This is a genomic window from Parahoeflea halophila, from assembly GCF_900220985.1.
Lineage (GTDB): Bacteria > Pseudomonadota > Alphaproteobacteria > Rhizobiales > Rhizobiaceae > Hoeflea > Hoeflea halophila.
This window is the reverse complement of the sequence record NZ_OCPC01000001.1, coordinates 1,447,559-1,471,077: the sequence shown is the minus strand read 5'-3', so window position 1 is coordinate 1,471,077 and position 23,519 is coordinate 1,447,559. Positions and strand designations below refer to the sequence as shown.

General features: G+C 61.3%; 20 protein-coding genes. 14 read left to right on the top strand and 6 right to left on the bottom strand.

Annotated features, from left to right (window positions below; genetic code table 11):
- Positions 1–43: 43 nt before the first annotated feature.
- The gene (locus tag CRO46_RS06885) at positions 44–1,132 is read right to left on the bottom strand and encodes an ABC transporter substrate-binding protein (RefSeq protein WP_425479223.1); all 1,089 of its coding nucleotides are present in this window, start codon (positions 1,130–1,132) and stop codon (positions 44–46) included.
- Between the two features lie 116 nt (positions 1,133–1,248).
- A complete protein-coding gene (gene speB / locus CRO46_RS06880; RefSeq protein ID WP_097106208.1) occupies positions 1,249–2,310 on the bottom strand; it encodes an agmatinase in 1,062 nt (353 codons plus the stop codon).
- A gap of 139 nt (positions 2,311–2,449) precedes the next feature.
- On the opposite strand from speB, the gene gcvA reads away from it, so the two are divergent.
- Entirely contained in the window at positions 2,450–3,442 is a 993-nt protein-coding gene (gene gcvA / locus CRO46_RS06875) for a transcriptional regulator GcvA (protein WP_097106207.1), read from the top strand.
- The gene (locus CRO46_RS06870) at positions 3,439–4,629 is read left to right on the top strand and encodes an aminotransferase (RefSeq protein WP_425479222.1); all 1,191 of its coding nucleotides are present in this window, start codon (positions 3,439–3,441) and stop codon (positions 4,627–4,629) included. Before gcvA ends, CRO46_RS06870 begins: the two co-directional genes overlap by 4 nt.
- An 85-nt stretch (positions 4,630–4,714) precedes the next feature.
- Here the strand turns inward: CRO46_RS06870 and CRO46_RS06865 are convergent, their stop codons facing one another.
- Positions 4,715–5,674 carry a LysR family transcriptional regulator gene (locus tag CRO46_RS06865; RefSeq protein ID WP_097106206.1) on the bottom strand — a complete coding sequence of 320 codons (960 nt, stop codon included), beginning with the start codon at positions 5,672–5,674 and terminating at the stop codon, positions 4,715–4,717.
- Between the two features lie 106 nt (positions 5,675–5,780).
- Here CRO46_RS06865 and CRO46_RS06860 point away from each other — a divergent pair, with 106 nt between their 5' ends.
- From CRO46_RS06860 to recQ, 11 genes are all read left to right on the top strand, one after another.
- A complete protein-coding gene (locus tag CRO46_RS06860) occupies positions 5,781–6,647 on the top strand; it encodes an ABC transporter permease (protein WP_097106204.1) in 867 nt (288 codons plus the stop codon).
- Complete coding sequence (locus CRO46_RS06855; protein WP_097106203.1) at positions 6,647–7,432, top strand: ABC transporter permease; 786 nt, start codon at positions 6,647–6,649, stop codon at positions 7,430–7,432. Before CRO46_RS06860 ends, CRO46_RS06855 begins: the two co-directional genes overlap by 1 nt.
- Before the next feature lie 39 nt (positions 7,433–7,471).
- Positions 7,472–8,617, top strand: a complete 1,146-nt coding sequence (locus CRO46_RS06850; protein ID WP_097106201.1) for an extracellular solute-binding protein — start codon at positions 7,472–7,474, stop codon at positions 8,615–8,617.
- A gap of 64 nt (positions 8,618–8,681) precedes the next feature.
- Positions 8,682–9,770, top strand: a complete 1,089-nt coding sequence (locus tag CRO46_RS06845) for an ABC transporter ATP-binding protein (protein WP_097106199.1) — start codon at positions 8,682–8,684, stop codon at positions 9,768–9,770.
- Positions 9,767–11,113, top strand: a complete 1,347-nt coding sequence (locus CRO46_RS06840) for an aminotransferase family protein (RefSeq protein WP_244577787.1) — start codon at positions 9,767–9,769, stop codon at positions 11,111–11,113. Before CRO46_RS06845 ends, CRO46_RS06840 begins: the two co-directional genes overlap by 4 nt.
- A 5-nt stretch (positions 11,114–11,118) precedes the next feature.
- Positions 11,119–12,051 carry a 3,5-dioxohexanoate:acetyl-CoA acetone transferase gene (gene kce, locus CRO46_RS06835; protein ID WP_425479238.1) on the top strand — a complete coding sequence of 311 codons (933 nt, stop codon included), beginning with the start codon at positions 11,119–11,121 and terminating at the stop codon, positions 12,049–12,051.
- Positions 12,052–12,053: 2 nt separating this feature from the next.
- A complete protein-coding gene (locus tag CRO46_RS06830) occupies positions 12,054–12,539 on the top strand; it encodes a GNAT family N-acetyltransferase (protein ID WP_210421485.1) in 486 nt (161 codons plus the stop codon).
- Positions 12,536–13,558, top strand: coding sequence for a histone deacetylase family protein (locus tag CRO46_RS06825; protein WP_097106196.1), 1,023 nt, complete (start codon positions 12,536–12,538; stop codon positions 13,556–13,558). The genes CRO46_RS06830 and CRO46_RS06825 overlap by 4 nt, the downstream gene beginning before the upstream one ends.
- On the top strand, positions 13,555–14,685 hold the full coding sequence (locus CRO46_RS06820) for an NAD(P)/FAD-dependent oxidoreductase (RefSeq protein ID WP_097106194.1): 1,131 nt from the start codon (positions 13,555–13,557) through the stop codon (positions 14,683–14,685). The genes CRO46_RS06825 and CRO46_RS06820 overlap by 4 nt, the downstream gene beginning before the upstream one ends.
- A complete protein-coding gene (locus tag CRO46_RS06815; RefSeq protein WP_097106192.1) occupies positions 14,678–15,025 on the top strand; it encodes a RidA family protein in 348 nt (115 codons plus the stop codon). Before CRO46_RS06820 ends, CRO46_RS06815 begins: the two co-directional genes overlap by 8 nt.
- Before the next feature lie 159 nt (positions 15,026–15,184).
- A complete protein-coding gene (recQ, locus tag CRO46_RS06810; protein ID WP_097106191.1) occupies positions 15,185–17,044 on the top strand; it encodes a DNA helicase RecQ in 1,860 nt (619 codons plus the stop codon).
- Between the two features lie 29 nt (positions 17,045–17,073).
- Here the strand turns inward: recQ and CRO46_RS06805 are convergent, their stop codons facing one another.
- On the bottom strand, positions 17,074–17,976 hold the full coding sequence (locus CRO46_RS06805; protein WP_097106189.1) for a hydrogen peroxide-inducible genes activator: 903 nt from the start codon (positions 17,974–17,976) through the stop codon (positions 17,074–17,076).
- Positions 17,977–18,226: 250 nt separating this feature from the next.
- Between CRO46_RS06805 and katG the strand changes: the two genes are divergently transcribed.
- The gene (gene katG, locus CRO46_RS06800; RefSeq protein ID WP_097106188.1) at positions 18,227–20,443 is read left to right on the top strand and encodes a catalase/peroxidase HPI; all 2,217 of its coding nucleotides are present in this window, start codon (positions 18,227–18,229) and stop codon (positions 20,441–20,443) included.
- Between the two features lie 115 nt (positions 20,444–20,558).
- Here katG and CRO46_RS06795 read toward each other — a convergent pair whose 3' ends face one another.
- Together CRO46_RS06795 and CRO46_RS06790 are read right to left on the bottom strand one after the other, a co-directional pair.
- A complete protein-coding gene (locus tag CRO46_RS06795) occupies positions 20,559–21,929 on the bottom strand; it encodes an aspartate aminotransferase family protein (protein WP_097106186.1) in 1,371 nt (456 codons plus the stop codon).
- 23 nt (positions 21,930–21,952) lie between these two features.
- Positions 21,953–23,437 (bottom strand): NAD-dependent succinate-semialdehyde dehydrogenase, encoded by a 1,485-nt coding sequence (locus tag CRO46_RS06790; RefSeq protein ID WP_244577786.1) that lies wholly within the window; start codon positions 23,435–23,437, stop codon positions 21,953–21,955.
- Positions 23,438–23,519: the final 82 nt, after the last annotated feature.

The window sequence follows — 23,519 nt, the reverse complement described above, 5'->3', positions numbered from 1 at the left end:
CGTTTTCAGCCAATTACGTCCCCATACGGGGCGCAATCGTGTGTCAGCCGACGATCAGCTCGGTCCACTTCTGGTTCAGCCAGTCGGACTTGGTCTGATAAAGGTCGTAGCGCGGGATGATAGGATCAATGTCCGACGACACGCTGGCAAATTCCTCGGCCGTGAGGTCGAGTACATCACGCTTCAACGTCGGCGCGGTACCGACCTTGCGCGACAGGGTGGCCTGGATTTCAGGCTGGCTCATGTAGTCGATGAAGACATGGGCTTCCTCGACCTTGTCGGACGCACGCGAGAGCGCCCAGCAGCCCGAATCCTGGATGCCACCTTCCTTGGGGAAGGTGGAGCGGACTGGGTGACCGTCGGCGGCAGCCAGGCCGGTGACGTCGTGGTAATACTGGCCCATCGGAATTTCACCGGATTTCAATGCCTGCTCGAACTGGGCTTCGTCGCGGTACCAGAGCCGCACGTTCGGCTTGACTTCGGCGAGCTTTTCGAAGGCCTTGTTGAGACCTTCCTCGGTGTCGAGCGCATCGGTGCCGCCCAGATAAGTCTTTGCGGTCACTTCAAGCAGGAACGAGTTCGACACCAGCGCCAGCAGGCCGAGCTTGTCGGCATTGGCCGGATCCCAAAGTGCAGCCCAGCTTTCGGGGGCTTCCGGATAGGCGTCGGTGTTGCTGACCAGAGTGATGTACCAAGCCACCGCGCCGATGCCGGCAACGCGGCCATCGGGATACTTGTTGACGAACTGGGGCAGCAGGTCGTCGTAGTTCTTGATCCTGGACGTGTCGATCGGTGCCCAGAGCTCGGTCGACTGGCCCTTGAGCATGGCTACCTGCGACATCATCGAGACATCGGCGGGAGCAACGCCGGCCCTGGCGGCCTGCTCGAGCTGCACCAGCCAGGCTTCGCCGGTGGGTTCGGCGATCGATTCAACGGCAATGCCGGTGGCGGCGGTAAAATCGGGGAAGATGTTCTTGTCGAACGAATCCTTGAAGTAGCCGCCATAGACGCCGACCTTCAGCGAGCGGTCCTGGGCGCGCAGGATCGACGGCATCGACAGGGCCCCGATGGCTGCTGCAGTGCCACCGAGCATAGCCCGGCGGCTGATGGATGAATTGAGGATCTTTCGCATTGTCTGCTCCTTTGTTTGCCGGACTTTAGCCGGGGTTCCCTTGTTATCTCGCCTGAGGTTCTTTGCCTCAATGAGTGGATCTTGTCTTTCTGTTTCAGCCTCCCGAAGGGCGCTGGTCAAGATGCCTCACCGGTTATGGTGGGGCTGAAGACCATAAGACTGAGGATCTCGAACAGTACCTGTGCGCCGGCATGGGCCGTGTTGGTGGTGGAATCATACTGCGGCGCAACTTCGACGACGTCACCGCCGACAATGTTCATGCCCTTGAGGCCGCGGATCAGTTCCAGCACTTCGCGGGTGGTCAGGCCGCCGACTTCCGGCGTGCCGGTGCCCGGCGCGAAGGCGGGATCGAGGCTGTCGATGTCGAAAGAAAGATAGGTCGGACCCTCACCGATGATCTCTCGTGCACGCTCGATGATCGCGGGCATGCCCATGCCGGTTACTTCTTCTGCGTGGATCACGGTCATGCCGGACTCGTAGGAGAATTCCCACAGGTACTCGGCTGGTCCGCGGATGCCGATCTGGATCGTCCGGGTCGGGTCGAGCACGCCGTCAAGCACCGCGTTTCGGAAAGGTCCGCCATGATGGAACTTGGTCATGTCGAAGGCGCCGCCGGTGTCGCAGTGCGCATCAATGTGGATCATGCCGACGGGGCGGTTCTTGCCGACCGCCTTGAGGATCGGGTGGGTGATGGAATGGTCACCGCCAACCGAGAGCGGCAGCACGCCGGCGTCGACGATCTGGTGCAGGCGGCGCTCGATATCCTCATGGCAAAGCTCGAGCCGGTAGCGGCTCTGGAAGCTGACATCGCCGATATCGGCGACACGCAGCTCGTGCACGGGGGCGCAATCGAGGACGTGGTTGTAGGGGCCGATGCGCTCGATGGTGCGGAGCGCGCGGGGGCCGAAGCGCGAGCCGTTGCGGTTGGTGACGCCCAGATCCATCGGCATGCCGATCATGGCCACCTGCAGGTCGCCGAAATCTGGCTCGTCGTTGTCGACTTCGACATAGGGCGCTGTGAGGAAGGTCGGGATGCCGGAATAGGGTGCCAGCCGTGTGCCGCTTTCGGTGAAGATCCTGTCGGCGACGCGCCGGAACTTCGGATTGAACAATTCGCCGCCATGGCTTTCGCCATATTTGCCCTTCAGTTCGTCGAGCTTCGCCTTGTCCCAAGTCATGTGTCCGCCATCCCGAGAAAATGCAGCGCCGCGACAATCGGCGCTTTCGTTGAATAAAATGTTGCAAAGCAGCGATAGGAAAGCAATTGATATTGTTAGCACCATTTGTGTGAGAAAATCTCACATCAAGATTGAGCCGATGACACAGAGATTGCCGCCACTGAACCCGCTCCGGGCGTTCGAGGCGACCGCCCGAAACCGTTCGCTGACCAAGGCGGCAAAGGAGCTTTGCGTCACGCACGGGGCGATCAGCCACCAGATCAAGGCGCTGGAAAATTCGCTGCAGGTGAAGCTGTTCAAACGTACCGGGCAGCGCCTGACACTGACCGAACATGGCGCCGAGCTGTTACCTTCGGTGACATCTGCCTTTGAGGAAATTGCCACGGCCACGGCGAGGATGACGCGGCCGGCGAAATCCGGATCGCTGTCGATCACCTGCGTGTCGGCACTTCTGTCCCTGTGGCTGATGCCGCGGCTGGCGAGTTTCACCGCACGCTATCCGGACATAAGGCTCACACTCAATGCGGCCAATGATCCGGCGGCGATCCATTCTCCAGATGTGGATATCGCCATTCTCTATGGTGATGGCAGCTGGACCGATTGCTGGCTCAAGCTGTGGTCGCATCTCGACCTGTTTCCGATCGCCAGCCCCTCGCTGATCAACAACAAGCCGATTCGTACCGCGCGGGATCTGGCGGAACACACCATCCTGCACGGGGATGGCGGGCATGAATGGCATATCTGGCTGACGGCGGCTGATGTCCGCGGTATCTCCGGGGTGCAGCAGCACCATTTCTCCGATGCGCGGCTGGCAATCGAAGCAGCGCTGCTCGGCCACGGTATTGCGCTGGGTGACACGCTGACTGCAGCGAGCTTGTTGACCCGGGGGCAGGTGATCGTGCCGTTCAAGCTGGCCGTGCCGGCAGTCGACGCGTTTTATGTTGCCTGCAGCAATGATGTGCGCTCGACACCTGCCGTGGATGCCTTCATAGATTGGCTGTTTTCCAGCATCGAGGAAGATGACGCCCGGGCCGAGCCGATGATCGCCGCGCGCCGCACCATTCGCCGGGCGCAGCAAAACCCAGGCGTCCAACACACCGAATCCGTTCCCGTCGAACTGACAGAATCATGAAGGCCTCCATCATGCCGCGCGCTCGCATCAACCCGCTTGTCGAAACACTGTCTGCCCCACCCATTCCGGAAGTGCAGGCATGGAAACATGATTATGACGGCCGGCTGGGGCCGCTGCTTGATCTGTCGCAGGCCGTTCCCGGATACCCGCCGCATCCCGACATGTTGGGCTGGCTGGGGGAAGCGGCTGGTTCGGTGGCAATGGCCGGTTATGGCGATATCGAGGGTGAGCATGAGCTGCGTGAGGCCTATGCGGCATGGGTCAGCGATATCTATGCGGCAGACATCAAGCAGTCGAATGTTCATGTCACATCCGGCTGCAACCAGGCCTTCATGGCCGCAATGATGGCTATCGCAGGCCCCGGTGACCGGGTGCTGCTGACCAATCCGTGCTATTTCAATCACGAGACAACGCTGAAGATGAGCGGCATCGGGGTCGACTACGTCGATTGCCGGGCTGAGGACGGTTTCCTGCCGACAGTGGCGGCCGTGGAGGCAATGATTGGCGAGAATGTCCGGTCTTTGGCGGTGGTGACACCGAACAATCCGACCGGCGCCACCTATCCAGGCGGTCTGCTGCAGCAGTTGCTGGAGCTTTGCCGGGCGCGGGGCATCTGGCTGATTGTCGACGAGACCTATCGTGATTTTCTGCCGCTTGATGCTGGAGCGCCGCACGGGCTGTTTGGAGTGCAGGACTGGCAGGACAATCTGATCGGGCTCTACAGCTTTTCCAAATCCTTCTGCATTCCGGGCCACCGTGTCGGCGCCGTCACTGCCAGCGAAGCCGTGGTCGACCAGATTGCCAAGGTGATGGACAATCTGCAGATCTGTGCGCCTCGGCCACCGCAGGCCGCATTGGCGAAAGCGATTTCGGCGCTGGGAGAGTGGCGCCGGGCCAACACGCTCGAGATTGCCGGGCGCGCGGCGGCGCTGAGAGATGTCATGGCCGAGGCGGCTGGCTGGGAAATTACAGCGCTTGGGGCCTATTTTGCCTTTGTGCGTCATCCGTTTTCAGAGCTGAGCGCCTATGACGCTGCCCACAGACTGGCGCGGGAGGCCGGCGTCATCACCATCCCCGGCTCGTTCTTCGGGCAGGGGCTGGAAGGCTATCTGCGGGTGGCCTTTGCCAATGCGGATGTCGCCACGATCCGTCAGCTTGGCAGCCGTTTTTCGGCATGCGGCAGGTGACCGCGCGCTGCAGCGGGACCCGATCGGCTGTTGAGAATGCTTGCATCGGCTCGGACTGCAGTAGTCCCGGGTGGTCGCAGGATGCTCAGCTGTAGATGCGCTGTTCCATGGGAGTCCGGGAAATGAGATCGGTCAGGCCGGTCAGCATGGCGATTTCGGCGCGGTTGGGCTTGGCGTGCGGGTTCCAGACCACATGCACGTCAATCGCCGGCGGCGCTTCATAGGGCGGAAGCCGCCACAGCCGTCCGCGTTCGACATCTTCGCGTACCACGTGCAGCGGCAGCGGGCCGATGCCAAGTCCGGCGATGATCATGCGCCGCACCTCTTCGAGATTGGGCGATGTGCCAACGATGCGGGCCTCGAGCTGTGCCTCGGCACGCATCTGCGCAACCGGCCTGAGCGCATCATCCATCTGGTCGGTGACAAAGCTCACCGAGGAGTGGCCAGCAAGATCGGCAATGCTGATGCCTTCGCGGCCGTAAAGCGGATGGGTCGGGCCGCAGAACAGGCCGAAAAACTCGCGGAACAGCCGCCTGTACTCGAGTTGCGGGCTGCGTTCCATGACCAGGCAGATGGCAAGCGAAGCGCGGCGGGCGGCAACCGCAGTCAAGGCGCTGCGGCTTGCCATCGCTTCGATCGACAGGGTGGCGCGGGGATGGTCCTTGTGGAACTGGGTCAGGGTCTGATCGAACAACGGGCTTATCACATGGCTTGCCATGACGATGCGGACGTGGCCGCTGACCTCATCCTCGACATCCCTGATGGCGGTGCCAAGACGCAGGATGGCGCTGTGGATGTCGATCGCCTCGTCATGGAGCAGACGTCCGGCGGCGGTGAGCTCGAACCGTCCCGGTTTGCGGTTGATCAGCTGTTTTCCCAGGCGTTCTTCAAGACGTTTGAGGGCACTGGAGACTGTTGGCTGCTTGAGGCTGAGTCGTTCGGCGGCTTCGGTGACCGATCGGGAGTCGGCAAGGACCAGAAAGGTTCGCAGCAGATTCCAGTCGAGATCGCGGGCGAGACGTTCGGGGGGCGTGAGGCTGCTCATATCATTATAGGTATCATCTATAGTTGAAATATCAATTATCTATTTGATCAATGCGTCTTTCCCCAACATCATGACTTAAACAAGAACGCGGGGGAGCGTCGGAACCATGAGCATCGAACAACGTGAGGCGCGGCAGCCGTGGATCCTGCTGTCTCCCGCACTTGCGGCGATCGTGATGTTGCTGATCGTGCCACTGGTTTTCATTGTGGTCTATTCGTTCTGGCTCAAGAGTGCCGCAGGCGCCGACACGCCCGGATTTTTCCTCGACAACTGGCAAGAGGCGCTGACTGATCCGTTTTACCGCGACATCCTGCTCAACACCCTGAAGATTGCAGCAATCACGACACTTGTCTGCGCGCTGCTTGGCTATCCGGCGGCCTTCTTCATCGCCCGGTCCCAAGGCAACAAGGTCGGGCTGCTGGTGCTGCTGATGCTGCCGTTCTGGATCAGCTACATCATTCGCACGATGAGCTGGATCAATATTCTCGGCGTCTCGGGTGCGCTCAATTCGGCGATGATCTGGCTCGGGATCATCAACGAACCGATCCAGATGCTCTACAACGAAACCACCGTCATCCTCGGCCTGGTGCATTTCCTGCTGCCGTTCATGGTACTCAATATCTTTGTCAGTCTCGACGGGATCGATACCAATCTGGAAGATGCCGCGTCATCGTTGGGGGCGACGCGCTGGCAGGGCTTTCTGCAGGTGACGCTGCCGCTGTCGCTGCCCGGACTGGCAGCCGGCGGGCTGCTCTGCTTCGTGCTGTCGGCCGGTACCTACATCACGCCCGTGATCCTCGGCGGGCCGCGCGACGCGATGTTTGCCAATCTCGTCTACGAGGCCATCATCCGGCAGCTGAACTGGCCGCTCGGCTCGGCGCTGTCGCTGCTGCTTCTCGCCGTACTCGGCGTCCTGGTCATCATCTACAACCGCTACCTCGGCATGGCGCAACTTGCGAAGGGGTTGGGCTGATGGGCTGGCGTCTGATCCGCTTCTACACGATCCTGGTGTATCTCTTCATGTTCCTGCCGATCGCGGTGGTGGTGCTGCTGTCATTCAACGCCAACCAGTTCGGCAGCTTCCCGATGACCGGATTGTCGACCCGCTGGTTCGAAGCGCTGTGGAACAATGAGGCCATCATGCGGGCGTTCCGGACCTCGATCGTGCTCGGGCTGATGACGGCTGCGATCTCGACCGTACTTGGGGTACTGGCCAGCCTGGCGCTGGTGCGCTACCAGATACCAGGCCGCAACATGATCACCACGCTGCTGATCGCGCCGATCCTGGTGCCGGAAGTGGTGCTGGCGGTGGCGCTGCTGCTGTTTCTCAACTTCCTCGACATCGGCAAGAGCTTTACGCTGCTTTTGGCGGGCCATGTGATCTTCACGCTGCCCTTCGTCATCCTGGTGGTGCAGGCGCGGCTGATCAGCATCAGGCGTGATGTCGAGGAGGCCGCACTGAGCCTTGGCGCCTCACCGATGCAGACCTTCCTGAAGATCACTCTGCCGCAACTGATGCCGGCGGTTGCGGCGGGAGGGCTGTTCGCCTTCACCATCAGCTTCGACGACATCACCGGGACGCTGTTCTGGAAGCCGGGCGGGGTTGAAACCGTACCGACGCAGATCTTCTCGATGCTTCGCAATTCGATCTCTCCGGAGATCAATGCCCTCGGCACGGTAATCATCGTGCTGACGGTCGGGCTACCGCTCATCGGTGCGGCCCTTGCCCGAAGACTTGCAACGAAAAGCGGCGGATAAACCGCCCATCCGAACCTGAACCAGAGTAGGAGAACAAGAATGGACGATACAAAACGCTATGAGCGGCTGCGCGAGCGGTTTCAGAACGGCGATATCAGTCGCCGCAGGTTTTTCGGGCTTCTCGGTGCCGCGGGTGCCGCCTATGGGCTGCAGATGCCGTTTGCCCGCCAGGCGCTGGCCGCCGGCGATGTCAGCCAGGTCCGCTTTGACGGCTGGGGCGGCGTTGTCTCGGAAGCCTTCCGCAAACACGCTTTCGATCCCTACACCGACAAGACCGGCATCAAGGTCATCGACGGCACTTTTCCCGGTGGCGACGAGTACCTGGCCCTGGTTCGTGCCAGCCAGCCGGGCGAATACAACATCGCCCATCTGTCTGGCGTCTTCGATTACGCCCGTTACCACAGCTTCGATCTGACCAGCGAACTCAACCTCGCCAACATTCCGAACATGGCCAATGTCATGCCGGCGCTGATGAATGCGTTCAAGTCGATCACGCCCGACAGTCTGAGCGCCGCGCCCTATGACTATGGCACCACGGGTCTGGCCTATAACCGCAAGTTCATTTCCGATGAGGAGATGAGGGAAAAGGGCGCCAAGATCCTGATCGACGAGAAGCACAAGGGCAAGATCGGCGGCTGGAGCGACTGGCGTACCCGGATGTGGTATGCGGCGCTGCAGACCGGCCAGGATCCCAACAATATCGAGGATACGGAAGCGGCATGGGAAGCCGTGCGCAAGCACCGCGATCTGGCACTGAAATACTGGGCGTCCGGGGCCGAGCTGATGAGCCTGCTGGCGGAGGAAGAGATCCACGTCACTGAAGGCTGGTCGGGCCGCATCTTCGCGCTGCAGGAACAGGGTCACGACATCGGCTATTACGATCCGCCGAACGGCTTTGGCTGGCAGGAATGCCTGTTTGTGCTCAAGGGCAGCCCGATGTCGGCGTGTGAAGAACTGCTCAACTTCATGCTCGACAAGGAGACCTCGATCGCAGTCGCCGAAGGGCAGAGTTATCCGCCTGCGCTCGATCCGACCAAGGTCGATCTCGGGGACAAGATCCCGAAGCTGCCGGCGTTCGATCCGACCGGCACACTTTCCGGTCTGACCTTCGCCAATCCGGCCTACTGGAACGGCAACGAGGCCGAGTGGTCGAAGGAATTCGGCCGCGTCCAGCGCGGCTACTAAGCCAGTCGCCGGTCCCGCCATTGTGGCGGGGCCGGCCCCCTGAAAATCCGGAGGCACGCAGATCGTGAGCGCCGTAACCCTGAACAACATCGTCAAGCGCTTTGGCGACTACACCGCCGTGCACCAGATGTCGCTGGACATAGAAGAGGGCAGCTTCGTCACGCTGCTTGGTCCCTCGGGCTGCGGCAAGACCACGACCTTGCGCATGATCGCCGGCCTGCTTGATCCCAGCGAAGGGGAAATTGCCATAAAGGGCAAACGGGTCAATGACGTGCCGATCCACAAGCGCAATCTGGGGCTGGTGTTTCAGAATTATGCCCTGTTTCCGCACAAGACGGTGGCCGACAATGTCGCCTTTGGTCTCAATTATCGCAATGTCAGCAAGGAAGACGCCAGGCGCAAGGTCGCCGAGGCGCTGGATCTGGTGCAGCTGCCAGACCTTGGCGGGCGCTATCCGAAAGAGCTCTCCGGCGGTCAACAGCAGCGCATCGCTCTGGCGCGGGCCATCGTCATCGAGCCGGACGTGTTGCTGCTCGACGAACCGCTGTCGGCGCTTGACGCCAATCTGCGCGAGGACATGCGGGTCGAACTCAAACGGATCCAGCAGAGCATCGGTGTGACCACCGTGTTCGTCACTCATGACCAGACCGAAGCACTGGCGATGTCGGACAAGATCATCGTTATGTCTGAAGGCCGGGTCGAGCAGATCGGCGCGCCGGAAGAGGTTTACAATACCCCGGCAAGCGAGTTTGTCGCCCAGTTTCTTGGGGCCTCGAACCTGCTTTCAGCGAGTTGCACGGGAGTTTCCGGTGGTGAGATAGCGGTCGAGCTGCCCGGGTTCCCCCGTATCGTAATCCCGAAGCAACGCGCGCCAACGGTCTCCGCGCCGGGTCCGGTGCGACTCATTATCCGGGCGGAAAGGCTGGTTTTGAAACCGGAAGGCACTGTTGCCGGAGAGGAGTTGGGCGTTGATGCGGCGGTCGAAAATGTTGACTACCAGGGTCAGTCCGCGCGCTATTTCCTGCGGGTCGGAGAGCAGCAGCTGCAGGCCATCAACATGATTGATGATCATCCGTTTCCCGCGGGATCGAAGGTTACAGTGCAGCTCCGTGCCAAGGACTGCGCAGCATTGCCGGTGGAGGCCCGCACGTGAAACCCGAAAGCCATCTGTTTTACCAGACCCGTTCGCGCAGGCCGGTGCTGGCCGAAGCGCGCGGGGTCTATATGTGGGATGTCGACGGCAAGCGCTATCTCGACGGTTCGTCGGGGGCGATGGTCAGCAATATCGGCCATTCCAACCCGCGCGTGATCGATGCCATGCGGCGACAGATGGAAAAATCCACATTCGGATACCGGCTGCATTTCGAAACCGAGCCCAGCGAGAAGCTTGCGGCCAAGGTCGCGTCGCTGTCGCCTTCCGGGATGGAGAAGGTGTTCTTCGTCTCTGGCGGCTCGGAGGCAGTGGAAAGTGCCATCAAGCTGGCGCGGCAATATGCAGTGACGGTTGGACAAGGCTCGCGCTGGAAGGTGATTTCGCGCGATCCGAGCTATCACGGCTCCACGCTGGGCGCACTGGCCTTGACCGGCTATGCACCTTTGTCGGACCCGTTCATGCCTATGATGCAGGCGATGCCGAAAATTCCGGCGCCTCGGGCCTATCTCGACGGCCTGGATATCAACGACCCTGCAACCGGTCAGCATTATGCCGAGATGCTGGAAGCGAAAATCCTCGAAGAAGGTGCCGATAGTGTGCTGGCATTCATCGTGGAGCCGATTGGGGGCGCGTCGACCGGCGCGCTGGTGCCTCCGGCTGGTTACATGCGGGCGGTTCGCGAAATCTGCGACCGGTACGGGGTCTTGCTGATCCATGACGAAGTGATGTCGGGTGGTGGGCGGACCGGCAGGTTCATGGGAGCGGAGCATTTTGGGGTCGAGCCGGACATCATTGCCATCTCAAAGGGATTTGGCGCCGGTTACGCACCGCTTGGCGCCATGATCGCGCATGACCGGCTGGTCGATCCGGTGCTCGATGCCGGCGGCTTCCTGCATGGCCACACCTATGCCGGCAATCCGCTGGCCTGTGCCGCAGGCCTTGCCGTGATCGAGGAAATCGAATCCGGCGGTCTGATGCAGAATGCCAGCCGCATGGGCGGCGTGCTCAAGTCGCGGCTTCAGAACCTGATGCAGAGGTTTTCCTTCATTGGCGATGTCCGCGGGGAAGGGCTGCTGCTGGCTTTCGAGCTGGTGTCCGACCGCCAGAGCATGCAGCCGCTGCCAAGGGCGCTGAATGCCTATAACGAGCTGGTGGAGCTCGCCTACGCCGAAGGGCTGATCATCTATTCCCGCCGGACGCGTGGCGGGTTGGAAGGCGATCATTTCCTGGTCTGTCCGCCGATGATCATCTCGGAAGCCCAGGTTGATGAGATTATCGAGATGCTCACCAATGCGCTCACCAAGTTCGCTGTCAAGGCAGGGCTTGCGGTCGAGACGGCCTGACGGAGATCCGCATGTCGAAAATCATCATCTCCTGCGCCGTAACAGGCTCTATTCATACGCCATCAATGTCACCCTATCTGCCGGTGACCGCCGAGGCGATCGCCGGGCAGGCGATCGGTGCGGCGGAGGCTGGGGCTGCCATCCTGCATCTGCATGCCCGCAATCCGGAGACGGGTCAGCCTTCAGCCGCGCTCGAGCACTATATGGGGTTTCTCCCCGCCATCCGGGCCGGTACAGACGCGGTGGTGAACCTGACCACCGGCGGCAGCGCAGTGATGACGCTGGAGCAGCGTTTGACCGGTCCACTGGCGTTAAGGCCGGAAATGTGTTCGCTCAACATGGGTTCGATGAATTTCGCGCTCTACCCGATGCTCGGGAAACGCACAGAGTGGCTGCATGACTGGGAAGAACCGTTCCTTCGAAACTCAGACGATCTGGTGTTCAAGAACACGCCGCGTGACATCGAGGGCGTGCTCAGGCAGATGGGACAGGAGCGCGGTGCGCGGTTCGAGTTCGAATGCTACGACATCAGCCATCTCTACATGCTCAGTCATTTCATCGACCGTGGTCTGATCCAGACGCCGATGTTCATCCAGTTCGTCATGGGTGTGCTGGGTGGCATCGCTACCGAGCCGGAGCATCTGGCCTATCTCAAGCAGACTGCCGACAGGCTGTTCGGGGATCGGTACATGTTTTCGGTGCTTGCCGCCGGACGCCAGCAGATGGCCCTGGCGAAGCTGGGCGCAACCATGGGCGGGCATGTCCGGGTGGGGCTGGAAGACAATCTCTACATTGCACGCGGACAATTGGCCCAGTCCAATGCCGAGCAGGTGGAAATGGTGCGCGACATCGTCGAATCGGTGGGCCGCGTGGTGGCGACACCCGATGAGGCGCGGGCGATGCTGGGGCTGAAAGGCAAAGACAACGTGGGATTTTGAGCGTGAGTGATATCAGCATCCGGCCGGCGGTGCCCGGCGACGTTGAAGCAGTGAACCGGGCCCTGTCGCAACTCTCGGCCGATATGGGCGACGCGCACAAGGCCAGCGATGCGGATATAGCGCGTGCCTGTTTCGGCCCGGCTCCGGTGCTGCATGCGCTGGTGGCGAGCGGCGTAGACGGGAAAATCAATGGCGTCGCGGCTTACTCCCCCTTCTTCTCGACCGTCTACGGCTCTGTCGGGATTTATGTTTCAGACCTCTGGGTGGATGAGAAAATTCGTGGTCAGCGGCTGGGTCAAAGACTTTTGGCGGCTGTGCACAGGGCCGGGCATGAGGCCTGGGAGGCAAGCTTCATCCGGCTCGGTGTGTATCATGCCAACTCCAGGGCGCGTGCCTTTTACGAACGCATCGGTTTTGTTGCTGCAGAAGATACAGAATTCATGACGCTGGCCGGCGACGCGCTTCGGTCTCTGGGAGAGAAGGCATGAAGGCGATATTCGATGAGCGTCAGTGGGCGCATGACCCGAAACATTTCATGGCCAATGGCCAGCTTTCGGCCAATCCGGAACAGCCGCAACGGATCGAGGAACTGAGCCGTGGCGCCCGGGCTGCGGGCTGCGACTTTCACATGCCTTCCGATCACGGCATGGGGCCGATTGCCGAGATCCATTCGCCGGAGTATCTGACCTTTCTCGAGACCATCCATGCCCGCTGGATCCGGACAGAGGGCGCTTCAGACGAAGTGATTCCGAACATTCACCCGGATCGCCGCACCGTCAGTTATCCCAAGTCTGCAACGGGGCAATCCGGCTTTCATCAGGCCGACACGTCGTGCCCGATCACCGCCGGTACCTGGCAATCTGCCTATTGGTCGGCGCAGTCGGCGCTCAGCGCCGTCGACGCGGTTCTTACCGGCGAGCCGACTGCCTATGCTCTGTGCCGGCCGCCCGGTCATCATGCGTTCGGCGATCTGGCCGGCGGGTTCTGCTTTCTCAACAATTCGGCGATCGCGGCGCAGGCACTGCTGCGGGCAGGGCACAGGCCGGCGATTCTTGATATCGATGTGCATCATGGCAATGGCACGCAAGGCATCTTCTATCACCGCCGCGATGTGCTGACCGTTTCGATCCATGCGGATCCGGCACGCTTCTACCCGTTTTTCTGGGGCGATGCGGCAGAGCGTGGCGAGGGCGAGGGAATGGGCTACAATCTCAACCTGCCGCTGCCGCGGGGAACCGGTGACGTGGATTACCTGGCAACGCTGGAAATCGCTCTCAAGCGGATAGGCTCCTTTGGCGCAGATGTGCTGGTGATCGCGATGGGGCTGGACACGCACGAGAACGATCCGTTCCACGGCTTCAAGGTCACGACACCGGGCTTCGGCGAGATCGCCCAGGCAATTGCGGGGCTGGATCTTCCCACTGTCATCGTGCAGGAAGGCGGGTATCTGTCGTCCGATCTGGGCGACAATCTGACCAGCTTTCTCAACGGGTACCAGGCAGAATGAACACGAGCTCCGATATTCTGGTGATTGGCGGCGGCATCGCCGGCATCAGTGCTGCCGCGCGGCTGGCGCCAGACGCCAAGGTGACCGTGCTCGAGTCCGAACCGGTGATCGGCCATCATTCCTCCGGCCGTTCGGCGGCCATTTTCATCCGCAATTACGGCAACGCAACTTTGCGGGCACTGAACGCTGCTTCGGCGGCATTTCTGGCGCAGCCGGAAGGGGTGGCAGAAACCAGCCTGTTGTCACCGCGGGGTGAATTGTTGCTGGCAACGGAAGAGGACATGGCCCAGTTCGAGGCCTATCTCGATGGCAGTGACGGGCTTGAGCGGGTGTCGCCGCAGCAGGCGCTGGAGCTGGTACCGATCCTGCGACAAGAGACGATTGCCGCCGCTGCGATCGAATGGGATGCGCAGGACATTGACGTCGACCGCATGCTGCAGGGCTTTGCCCGGCGGCTGCGCAATCTCGGCGGCAGCATCATCACCGGCGCTGGGGTGCAGTCGATTGTGCGCCGGGATGGCGTCTGGACTGTGGCCACGCCGGCGGGCGAGTTTTCTGCGCCGGTGCTGATCAATGCTGCCGGTGGATGGGCTGACCATGTGGCGCAGATGGCTGGTGTCCATACTTTGGGTCTGGCGCCCTTGCGCCGGTCGGCAGTGTTGATCCCGGCGCCTGACGGGCATGACATCACGCGTTGGCCGCTGTTCGCCAATGCCGGGGATCAATGGTATGCCAAGCCCGAAGCCGGCAAGATCATGATCTCGCCGGCGGATGAGGATCCTGTCGAACCGCATGATGTCTGGGCTGACGATATGGTGGTCGCCGAGGGGCTGCACCGGTTTGAACAGGCGGTGACCATTCCGGTGACGCGGGTCGAGCACTCCTGGGCGGGTATGCGAACCTTTGCTCCGGACCGGACGCCGGTGGTCGGTTTTGCGCCGGAAGCAGAAGGTTTCTTCTGGCTTGCCGGGCAGGGCGGCTACGGCATGCAGACGGCGCCTGCCTTGTCGCAATTGGCCGCGGATTTGTGCCTGGGACGGCTGTCGCAGCTGGGGGAAACCGTATTAGAAGCGCTGAGCCCCGAACGGGCGGCACTAAATTTCAACAGGGACAATAGACATGAGTGATATCAAACGCATCGAAACCGGGCCGCGCATGAGCCAGGCCGTGGTCCATGGCGGCGTCGTCTATCTGGCCGGCCAGGTTGGTACGGCCGGCGCCAGCATCACCAAGCAGACCGAGGACATTCTCGCCAATATCGACCGGCTGCTGGCTGAAGTCGGTTCGGACAAGACGAAGATTTTGCAGAGCACGATCTGGTTATCCTCGATGGATGATTTTGCCGAGATGAACGCTGTCTGGGATGCCTGGGTGCCGCAGGGCCATACGCCCGCGCGTGCCGCCGGCGAATCCAAGCTTGCGACGCCGGACTACAACGTCGAAATCATCTGCATCGCAGCCGTTTGAGCTTACATCGAGGGACGGGGTTCTGAGACCTTATCCGACGTCGCGCATCGACGATGTGCGGCGTTTTGCATCGGTGGATTGCGGAGAAGTTCAGGAGAAGGCCTCGCGGCGGCATTGGAAACTGTGCCATAGTCCAAGCCTTCCCACGAAAGCGATTCCATGCCGCAGTCCCAAAGCCGTGCCCAATCCGCAGCCAGCAGCGATGCTCCCACAGATCCGCTCGCGATCTTGAACCGGATCTACGGCTATCCCGAATTCCGGGGCCGCCAGGCCGAGGTGGTGAACCAGGTCGTGTCGGGCGGAGATGCGGTGGTGCTGTTTCCCACAGGCGCCGGAAAATCGCTCTGCTTCCAGGTGCCTGCACTGTGCCGCGACGGCGTCGGCATCGTCGTCTCGCCGCTGATTGCGCTGATGCGCGACCAGGTCGAGGCGCTCAGGCAGCTGGGCGTCCGGGCCGCGGCGCTGAATTCCTCGCTGTCGCGCGATGAATTCATGGATGTGCGCAACGCGATCAGCCGTGGCGAACTCGCTCTGCTTTATGTGACGCCGGAACGGATCGTCACTCCGGGCTTCAAAAATCTGGTCGGCAAGGCGAAGATCGCACTGTTTGCCATCGATGAAGCCCATTGTGTCTCGCAATGGGGACATGATTTCCGGCCCGAGTATCGTGAACTGGGCCATTTGGCCGAGCTCTATCCGGGCGTGCCGCGCATGGCGCTTACCGCGACAGCTGATCCACATACCCGCGACGACATCATCGACAAGCTGGCGCTGCATTCGGCTGAGGTGTTCACAACATCGTTCGACCGGCCCAACATCGCTTACGAGATCGTCGAGCGCGACCAGCCGCGGCAGCAGCTGTTGCGGTTTCTGTCCCGCCATACGGGTTCGAGCGGGATCGTTTATTGCCTGTCGCGTGCAAAGGTGGAGGACACGGCAGACTGGCTTAACAAGCAGGGCATCAGGGCGCTGTCCTACCACGCCGGCATGACACGCGAAGTTCGTGACGCCAACCAGGACGCGTTTTTGAAGGAAGAAGGCCTTTGCCTGGTTGCCACCGTCGCCTTCGGCATGGGGATCGACAAGCCGAATGTGCGTTATGTCGCCCATATGGATCTGCCGGGCTCGGTCGAAGCCTATTACCAGGAAACCGGGCGTGCGGGCCGCGACGGGCTGCCATCCGATGTCTGGATGGCCTACGGCATGGCCGATGTGATCCAGCGCGGCCGCATGATCGATGGCGGCGGATCGGCCGAGGACATCAAGCGGGTGGAGCGGGCCAAGCTCAATGCGCTTCTTGCGATCTGCGAAACGGCGGGCTGCCGACGGCAGGCAATCCTTGCGCATTTCGGCGAAGCGCATCCGGGCAATTGCGGCAATTGCGACACCTGCCAGAAGCCGGTCGAAACCTGGGACGGAACAGAGGCAGCGATCAAGGCGCTGGCGGCAGTCTATCGGACCGGCGAACGCTTCGGCACCGGGCATCTGATCGATGTGCTAACCGGCAATGAGAACGACAAGACCACGCGTTTCGGCCATGTCGACATGCCGGTCTTCGGCGCCGGCAAGGATATCCCGGCCAAGACATGGCAGTCGGTCTACCGACAGTTGCTGGCAAGCGGGCTGGTCAGTGTCGATCATGAGGCCTATGGCGCGCTGAAGTTGGAGCCTGAGGCCCGTGCGGTGTTCAAGCGCGAGCGTGATGTGCGCTTCCGGAAGGACAGGCCGACCAAGGGCAAGGCTGCGCGAGGTGCGTCGTCAAGCTCCATGAATGCGAAATCCGCGCTTGAAGGGGCAGATGTCGAGCTGTTTGAAGCACTTCGCGCAGCCCGCATGGCGATTGCCAAGGAACTGGGTGTCCCGCCTTATGTGGTCTTCCCCGACACAACGCTGGTCGCATTTGCAACCAGCAGGCCGGTGGACCGCGAAGCGCTGCTCGGTATCTCTGGTGTCGGCCAATCCAAACTGGAGCGTTACGGCGACAAATTTCTCGACGTCATCCTGACGCACCAGAGGTAGGCTTCGAGGCCGTGTGATGGGGCGTTAATTCACCGTTCCATTCTGTCAGTCGTCGCCTCACGCACCACTGCGGAGATCTGCAGCAATTGCTTGGCGAGCGGGCTGGTCTTGCGCCAGATCATGCCGATGGTCCGCGATGGTTGCGGCGACTTGAAATGCGCGATTGAAACCGGGGCGGACCGGGTTTCGACCGGAATAGCCATCTCCGGGATCAGTGTCACCCCAAGCCCGGCGCCGACCATCTGCACCAGCGTAGCGAGCGAACTGGCATCCAGCATCTCGCGCGGCCGGGTCGACTGAATGTCGCAGAATGACAGCGCCTGGTCTCGGAAGCAGTGGCCTTCCTCGAGCAGAAGCAGTTTCATCTCGCGCAGATCCTCGTGATCGGGCACCGGCTTGTTCTCGTCTCCTTCTGGGCGTACCAGGACAAAGTTTTCGTCGAACAGCGCGACCTCAGTCAGGGATGGTTCCGAAACCGGCAGGGCGACTATGGCCGCGTCAAGAAGACCGTCGGAGAGTTCGTGAACCAGAATCGGGGTCAGCGATTCGCGGATCTGGATTTCGATGCCGCTGTTGGCAGCCGTGAGCTTGGAAATGATGTCCGGCAGCAGGTAAGGCGCGATGGTCGGGATGACGCCAATGCGAAGCCGCCCGACGAGCTGATCGCGGGAGGCACGTGCCAGTTCGCTCAACTCGTCGACGGACCGGAGAATGCCCCGGGCGCGCGTGGCGAATTCCTCGCCGAAACTGGTCAGCCGTACCTGGCGTGCGCCGCGTTCGAAGAGTTCGGTTCCCACTGTTTCCTCGAGCTCCCGGATCTGCACCGACAAGGCCGGCTGGGAAATCGAGCAGGCGTGGGCCGCGCGGCCGAAATGGCCATGCTGTGCCAGCGCCTCAAAATACCGAAGCTGTTTGAGGGTCAGGTTTCTCATAGTTTCAAATTATCAGAGTGATCAATAAAAACAACTTATCCCAATGATATGGCTTTGCTACACTGTGCTGACACATGGAGGAGTTATCGGTGACCCCGGTGCCTCGCCCGCGCGGCAGGCAAGCTCGGGGCCTTGTCTTGAACGGCAGGGACAACGATGTGGTTTGCCCTTGAACAAGGGGGACCATCCTCCCGACAAGAATCAGGCAACCGCCAACCCACACACACAACAGGCAGGATCGGAGAGCACGATGAATGAAATGCCAAAAATGGGCAAATGCCCGGTCGCACACGGCGCCACCAACATGAGCATGCGGCAGAACCGCGACTGGTGGCCCAATCAGCTCAATGTCAGCATGCTGCACCAGAATTCGCCTGCTGCCAGCCCGATGGATGAGGATTTCAACTACATCGAAGAGTTCAAGAAGCTCGACCTGGCTGCGGTCAAGCAGGATCTTCACGCGCTGATGACCGATTCGAAGGACTGGTGGCCGGCCGATTTCGGCCATTACGGTCCCTTCTTCATCCGCATGGCCTGGCACAGTGCAGGCACCTACCGCACCGCGGATGGCCGTGGCGGCTCGACCTCCGGGGCGCAGCGTTTCGCGCCGCTCAACAGCTGGCCCGACAACGTCAACCTCGACAAGGCACGCCGCCTGATCTGGCCGATCAAGCAGAAATACGGCAACAAGATCTCCTGGGCCGATCTGATGATCCTGACCGGCAATGTCGCGCTGGAATCGATGGGTTTCAAGACATTCGGTTTTGCCGGTGGCCGCAAGGACGTCTGGGAACCGGAAGAGGATATCTATTGGGGTTCGGAAGAAACCTGGCTCGATGACAAGAACCGCTACGATCCGGAAAAACCTGAGCGCGAGCTGGAAAATCCGCTGGCTGCCGTGCAGATGGGCCTGATTTACGTGAACCCGGAAGGCCCCGGCGGCAAGCCGGATCCGTTGGCCTCGGCCCGCGACATCCGTGACACTTTTGGCCGGATGGCGATGAATGATGAAGAAACTGTCGCCCTTATCGCCGGTGGTCACACCTTCGGCAAGACTCATGGCGCCGGAGATGCCGGCCTGGTTGGCGCTGATCCTGAAGCTGCAGGCATTGCGGAACAGGGCCTGGGATGGACAAGCAAGCACGGCACCGGCATTGGCGCTGACGCCATTGGCAGTGGCCTCGAAGTGACCTGGACCCAGGCTCCGACGCAGTGGACCAATCTTTATTTCGACAACCTGTTCGGCTTTGAGTGGGAATTGACCAAGAGCCCTGCCGGCGCCTGGCAGTGGCAGCCAAAGGACGGCGCCGGTGAAGGCACGGTTCCGGCCGCGCACGACCCCTCAAAGCGCGTTGCGCCGGGAATGCTGACGTCGGACCTGGCGCTGCGTTTCGATCCGATCTACGCTCCGATTTCCAAGCGGTTTCACGAGAACCCGGACGAGTTTGCAGATGCGTTTGCGCGGGCCTGGTTCAAGCTCACCCACCGCGATATGGGACCGAAGACCTGCTATTTCGGTCCGGAAGTACCGGAAGAGGATCTGCTCTGGCAGGATCCAATTCCCGCGGTTGATCATCCGCTGGTCGAGGCAGATGAGATTGCTGAGCTGAAGGACAGGATCGCAGCGTCGGGCCTCTCGATTGCGCAGATGGTATCGACCGCCTGGTCATCGGCCTCCAGCTTCCGCGGTTCGGACAAGCGCGGTGGCGCAAACGGCGCCCGAGTGCGGCTTGAGCCTGCAAAGAACTGGGCAGCCAACGAGCCGGAGAAGCTGGCCAAGGCCCTCGCTGTTCTGGAAGATGTGCAGAAGAGCTTCAATGATAGCCGCAGCGACGGCAAGAAGATCTCGATGGCCGACCTGATCGTGCTGGCGGGCTCAGTCGGGATCGAGCAGGCCGCCAAGGCTGCGGGCAAAACCGTTGAGGTTCCGTTCGCGCCGGGCCGGATGGACGCAACGCAGGAGCAGACCGATGTCGAGTCCTACGATGTGCTCGAACCGGCTGCCGACGGGTTCCGCAACTTCCTCAAGGCCCGCTACACCTCGTCCGCCGAGGAACTGCTGATTGACAAGGCACAGCTGCTGACGCTGACCGCGCCGCAGATGACGGCTCTTCTGGGCGGCCTGCGCGTTCTTGGCGTTAACCACGGTGAGGTGAAGCACGGCGTACTAACCGACAAGCCCGGTACGCTGAGCAACGACTTTTTCGTCAACCTGATGAGCATGGACACCAAGTGGTCAGCCGTTGACGAGGACGAGGAAGAGTTCGAAGGACGCGACCGGGTAACCGGCGAGTTGAAGTGGACCGCCACACGCGTCGATCTTGTGTTCGGCTCGAACTCGCAGCTTCGCGCGATCGCCGAGGTCTATGCCCAGAGCGATGCCGAAGACAAGTTCGTCAGGGACTTCATTGCAGCCTGGACCAAGGTGATGAACGCAGATCGTTTCGACCTCGCCGTCTCCGGATAACAATGCGCCGGGCGCGAACAGCATCCTGTTCGCGCCCGGGTTTAAGGCAAGAGGCAAGAAACCAGCCCCCAAGGGAGCTGGTTCATCCGTTAACTTCAAAGCAAAGTGGTGCAGATCAGCCGAGCACTTCCTTGATGCTGTCGGCCATCGACAGGACGATGCTGTCGGCTTCGGTCTTCGACAGGCAAAGCGGCGGTGCGAAGCCGATGATGTCACCCTGGGGCATGGCGCGGGCGATGACATTGCGCTTGAGCAAGGCCGCAGCCAGCTGCGGGCCGATCTTTTTCGATGAATCGTAAAAGGTGCGATCCGACTTGTCTTCCACGAACTCGACGGCGCAGAGCAGGCCCTCGCCGCGCACGTCGCCGACATGAGCGTGACCGCCGACAGCGTCCGCCATCGCCTTGTTGAAATAGGCGCCCATCTTTCCGGCATTGTCGACGAGATCCATGGAGTCGATCAGATTGAGATTGGCGACACCGGCGGCAGCGCCGATCGGATGGGCGGAGTAGGTCCAGCCGTGACCGATGGGCCCGTTCTCGTCGGTGCCCTGTTCGAGTACTTTCCAGACCTTGTCGGAGATGATCGAGCCCGAAAGTGGCGCATAGGCAGACGTCAGGCCCTTTGCGATGGTGATGATGTCGGCTTCGATGCCATAGTGATCGGAGCCGAACATGGTGCCGAGGCGGCCGAAACCGGTGACCACTTCATCGGCGATCATCAGGATGTCATGCCTTTTCAGCACCTTCTGGATGGCTTCCCAGTAGCCGGCGGGCGGCGGCACCAGGCCACCGGTGCCGAGCACCGGCTCGCCGATAAAGGCTGCAATGGTGTCGGCGCCTTCGCGCTCGATCAGGGCCTCGAGTTCGCTGACGCAATGGGCGACGAACTGGGCTTCGGTCTGGTTCAGATCGTCGCGGCGGAAATAATCCGGTGCCGTGGTGTGCTTGACCTGCGACAGCGGCAGATCGAACTTCTTGTGGAAACCGGCGAGCCCGGTCAGCGAACCGGTCATCAGGCCTGAGCCGTGATAGCCGCGCCAACGCGAGATGATCTTCTTCTTCTCGGGGCGGCCCAGAATGTTGTTGTAATACCAGACCAGCTTGATGTTGGTTTCGTTGGCATCCGAGCCGCCAAGGCCGAAATAGACCTTCGACATGTTCGACGGCGCCCGGTCGAGCACCATCTTCGACAAGGTGATCGAGGCCTCGGTGCCATGACCGACATAGGCGTGGTAATAGGCCAGCTCCCTGGCTTGGGCCGCGATGGCATCCTGGATCTCGGTGCGGCCATAGCCGACATTGACGCAATAGAGACCGGCGAAGCCGTCGAGCAGCCTGTTGCCGTCACGGTCCTCGATGAAGACGCCATCGCCGCCTGTGACGATCCGCGACGGACTTTCTCCGCGGGCATGCTGGGCGAGATGGGTCGACGGGTGGAAGAAGTTTTCCCGGTCCCACTGGGACAGTTGATCGTTGGTCAGCATTGTTGTGTCCTTTCCGATGTATGTCATGCCCAGTCGCGGCAGACGTATTTGACCTCTGTGAAGGCCTCCATGCCAAGGCGGGAGCCTTCGCGTTCGAGGCCGGATTGTTTCATCCCGCCGAAGGGAATGGGCGCGCCGGTGACCTTGGTCCGGTTGACCGCAACCATGCCGAACTGGAGGGTGCGGCTGGCGCGGTAGATCCGGCGGGGATCCTGGGTGTGCAGATAGGCGACCAGACCATACTCGGTGTCATTGGCTTTTTGCAGGACTTCTTTCTCGCTGTCGAATGGCGCGATGGCCGCCACCGGTCCGAACGTTTCCTCGTGCATGATCAGTGCGTCGGCTGAGACATCGGCAAGCACCGTTGGTTCGAAAAACAGGGGGCCAGCCTTGTGTGCCTTGCCGCCGGTAAGCAGGCGTGCGCCTCTGGCCAGCGCATCGGCAACATGATCCTCTTGCTTGGCAACAGCCTTGTGATTCATCAGCGGCCCGATGTCGGGATCCTCCAGACCGACGCCAACAGACAGCTTTGATGCGGCGTCGGAAAACCTTGCGCAGAACGCATCGTAGACCGGGCGCTCAACAAAGAAGCGGTTGGCGCCGAGACAATCCTGACCGGAGGTCGCGAATTTCGCCTTGATGGCCTCGTCGACGGCCTGGTCGAGATCAGCATCGGCAAACAGGATGAACGGCGCATGACCGCCGAGTTCAAGCACCAGCCGTTTGACCGTGTCAGCGCTCTGCCGGTAGAGGAGCCGGCCGATCTCGGTTGAGCCGGTAAACGAGACGGCACGCACGCGCTTGTCCTTCATCCAGGGTTCGACAACCACCGGCGCTGCACCGGTCACCACGTTAAAGACGCCTGCCGGAAAACCAGCGCGCTCGGCAAGCTCGGCCAATGCGAGGGCCGAAAAGGGCGTTTCCGCGGAAGGATGGGCAACCACGGTACAGCCGGCGGCAAGTGCGGCGGCCGCCTTGCGAGTGAGCATGGCGGAAGGGAAGTTCCATGGCGTGATCAGGGCTGCGACACCGACGGGTTCGCGCCAGATCTCGACCTCGGCGTCGGGCAGATGTGAGGTAACGCTCTCGATGTTGGGGCGCTTGGCTTCCTCGGCAAAAAACTCGACAAAGGAGGCGCCATAGTCGATCTCGCCGCGGGCTTCGGAGATCGGCTTGCCCTGCTCCAGCGTCATGATATGGGCCAGGTCCTCCTTGTGCTCGAGCATCAGCTCGAACCAGCGGCGCAGGATGGCCGAGCGCTGTTGCGGCAGCATCGACGCCCAGATGCCGAATGCTTCCTGCGCGGCATCGACGGCTGCAGCGCTGTCGTCTGTCGAGAGGCTTGCGACATCGCCAAGGTGGCTGCCGTCGGCCGGGTTCGTCACCGCGAACATCTGGGCCGCGGCTCCTGCGGTCCAGCGGCCTCCGATGTAGGAAAAGCCCCTGAACAGGGCCGGGTCGGAAAGCTCGAACTGCGTCGTCTTGAATTTGGTCTGGACAATGGACACTGCGGTTGCTCCCGGGGTTGGGTTGCCTTGTCCAAGGATAGCTGCGCCGGCAGGGATGAATTCTCTGATCGCGGTGTGTCTG

Coding starts and splice junctions, on each gene's coding strand:
- CRO46_RS06870 (WP_425479222.1), top strand. CDS start 3,439: ATGAAGGCCTCCATCATGCCGCGCGCTCGCATCAACCCGCTTGTCGAA.
- CRO46_RS06850 (WP_097106201.1), top strand. CDS start 7,472: ATGGACGATACAAAACGCTATGAGCGGCTGCGCGAGCGGTTTCAGAAC.
- CRO46_RS06825 (WP_097106196.1), top strand. CDS start 12,536: ATGAAGGCGATATTCGATGAGCGTCAGTGGGCGCATGACCCGAAACAT.
- CRO46_RS06805 (WP_097106189.1), bottom strand. CDS start 17,976: ATGAGAAACCTGACCCTCAAACAGCTTCGGTATTTTGAGGCGCTGGCA.
- speB (WP_097106208.1), bottom strand. CDS start 2,310: ATGACTTGGGACAAGGCGAAGCTCGACGAACTGAAGGGCAAATATGGC.
- katG (WP_097106188.1), top strand. CDS start 18,227: ATGAATGAAATGCCAAAAATGGGCAAATGCCCGGTCGCACACGGCGCC.
- CRO46_RS06885 (WP_425479223.1), bottom strand. CDS start 1,132: ATGCGAAAGATCCTCAATTCATCCATCAGCCGCCGGGCTATGCTCGGT.
- gcvA (WP_097106207.1), top strand. CDS start 2,450: ATGACACAGAGATTGCCGCCACTGAACCCGCTCCGGGCGTTCGAGGCG.
- CRO46_RS06865 (WP_097106206.1), bottom strand. CDS start 5,674: ATGAGCAGCCTCACGCCCCCCGAACGTCTCGCCCGCGATCTCGACTGG.
- CRO46_RS06860 (WP_097106204.1), top strand. CDS start 5,781: ATGAGCATCGAACAACGTGAGGCGCGGCAGCCGTGGATCCTGCTGTCT.
- CRO46_RS06855 (WP_097106203.1), top strand. CDS start 6,647: ATGGGCTGGCGTCTGATCCGCTTCTACACGATCCTGGTGTATCTCTTC.
- recQ (WP_097106191.1), top strand. CDS start 15,185: ATGCCGCAGTCCCAAAGCCGTGCCCAATCCGCAGCCAGCAGCGATGCT.
- CRO46_RS06795 (WP_097106186.1), bottom strand. CDS start 21,929: ATGCTGACCAACGATCAACTGTCCCAGTGGGACCGGGAAAACTTCTTC.
- CRO46_RS06815 (WP_097106192.1), top strand. CDS start 14,678: ATGAGTGATATCAAACGCATCGAAACCGGGCCGCGCATGAGCCAGGCC.
- CRO46_RS06820 (WP_097106194.1), top strand. CDS start 13,555: ATGAACACGAGCTCCGATATTCTGGTGATTGGCGGCGGCATCGCCGGC.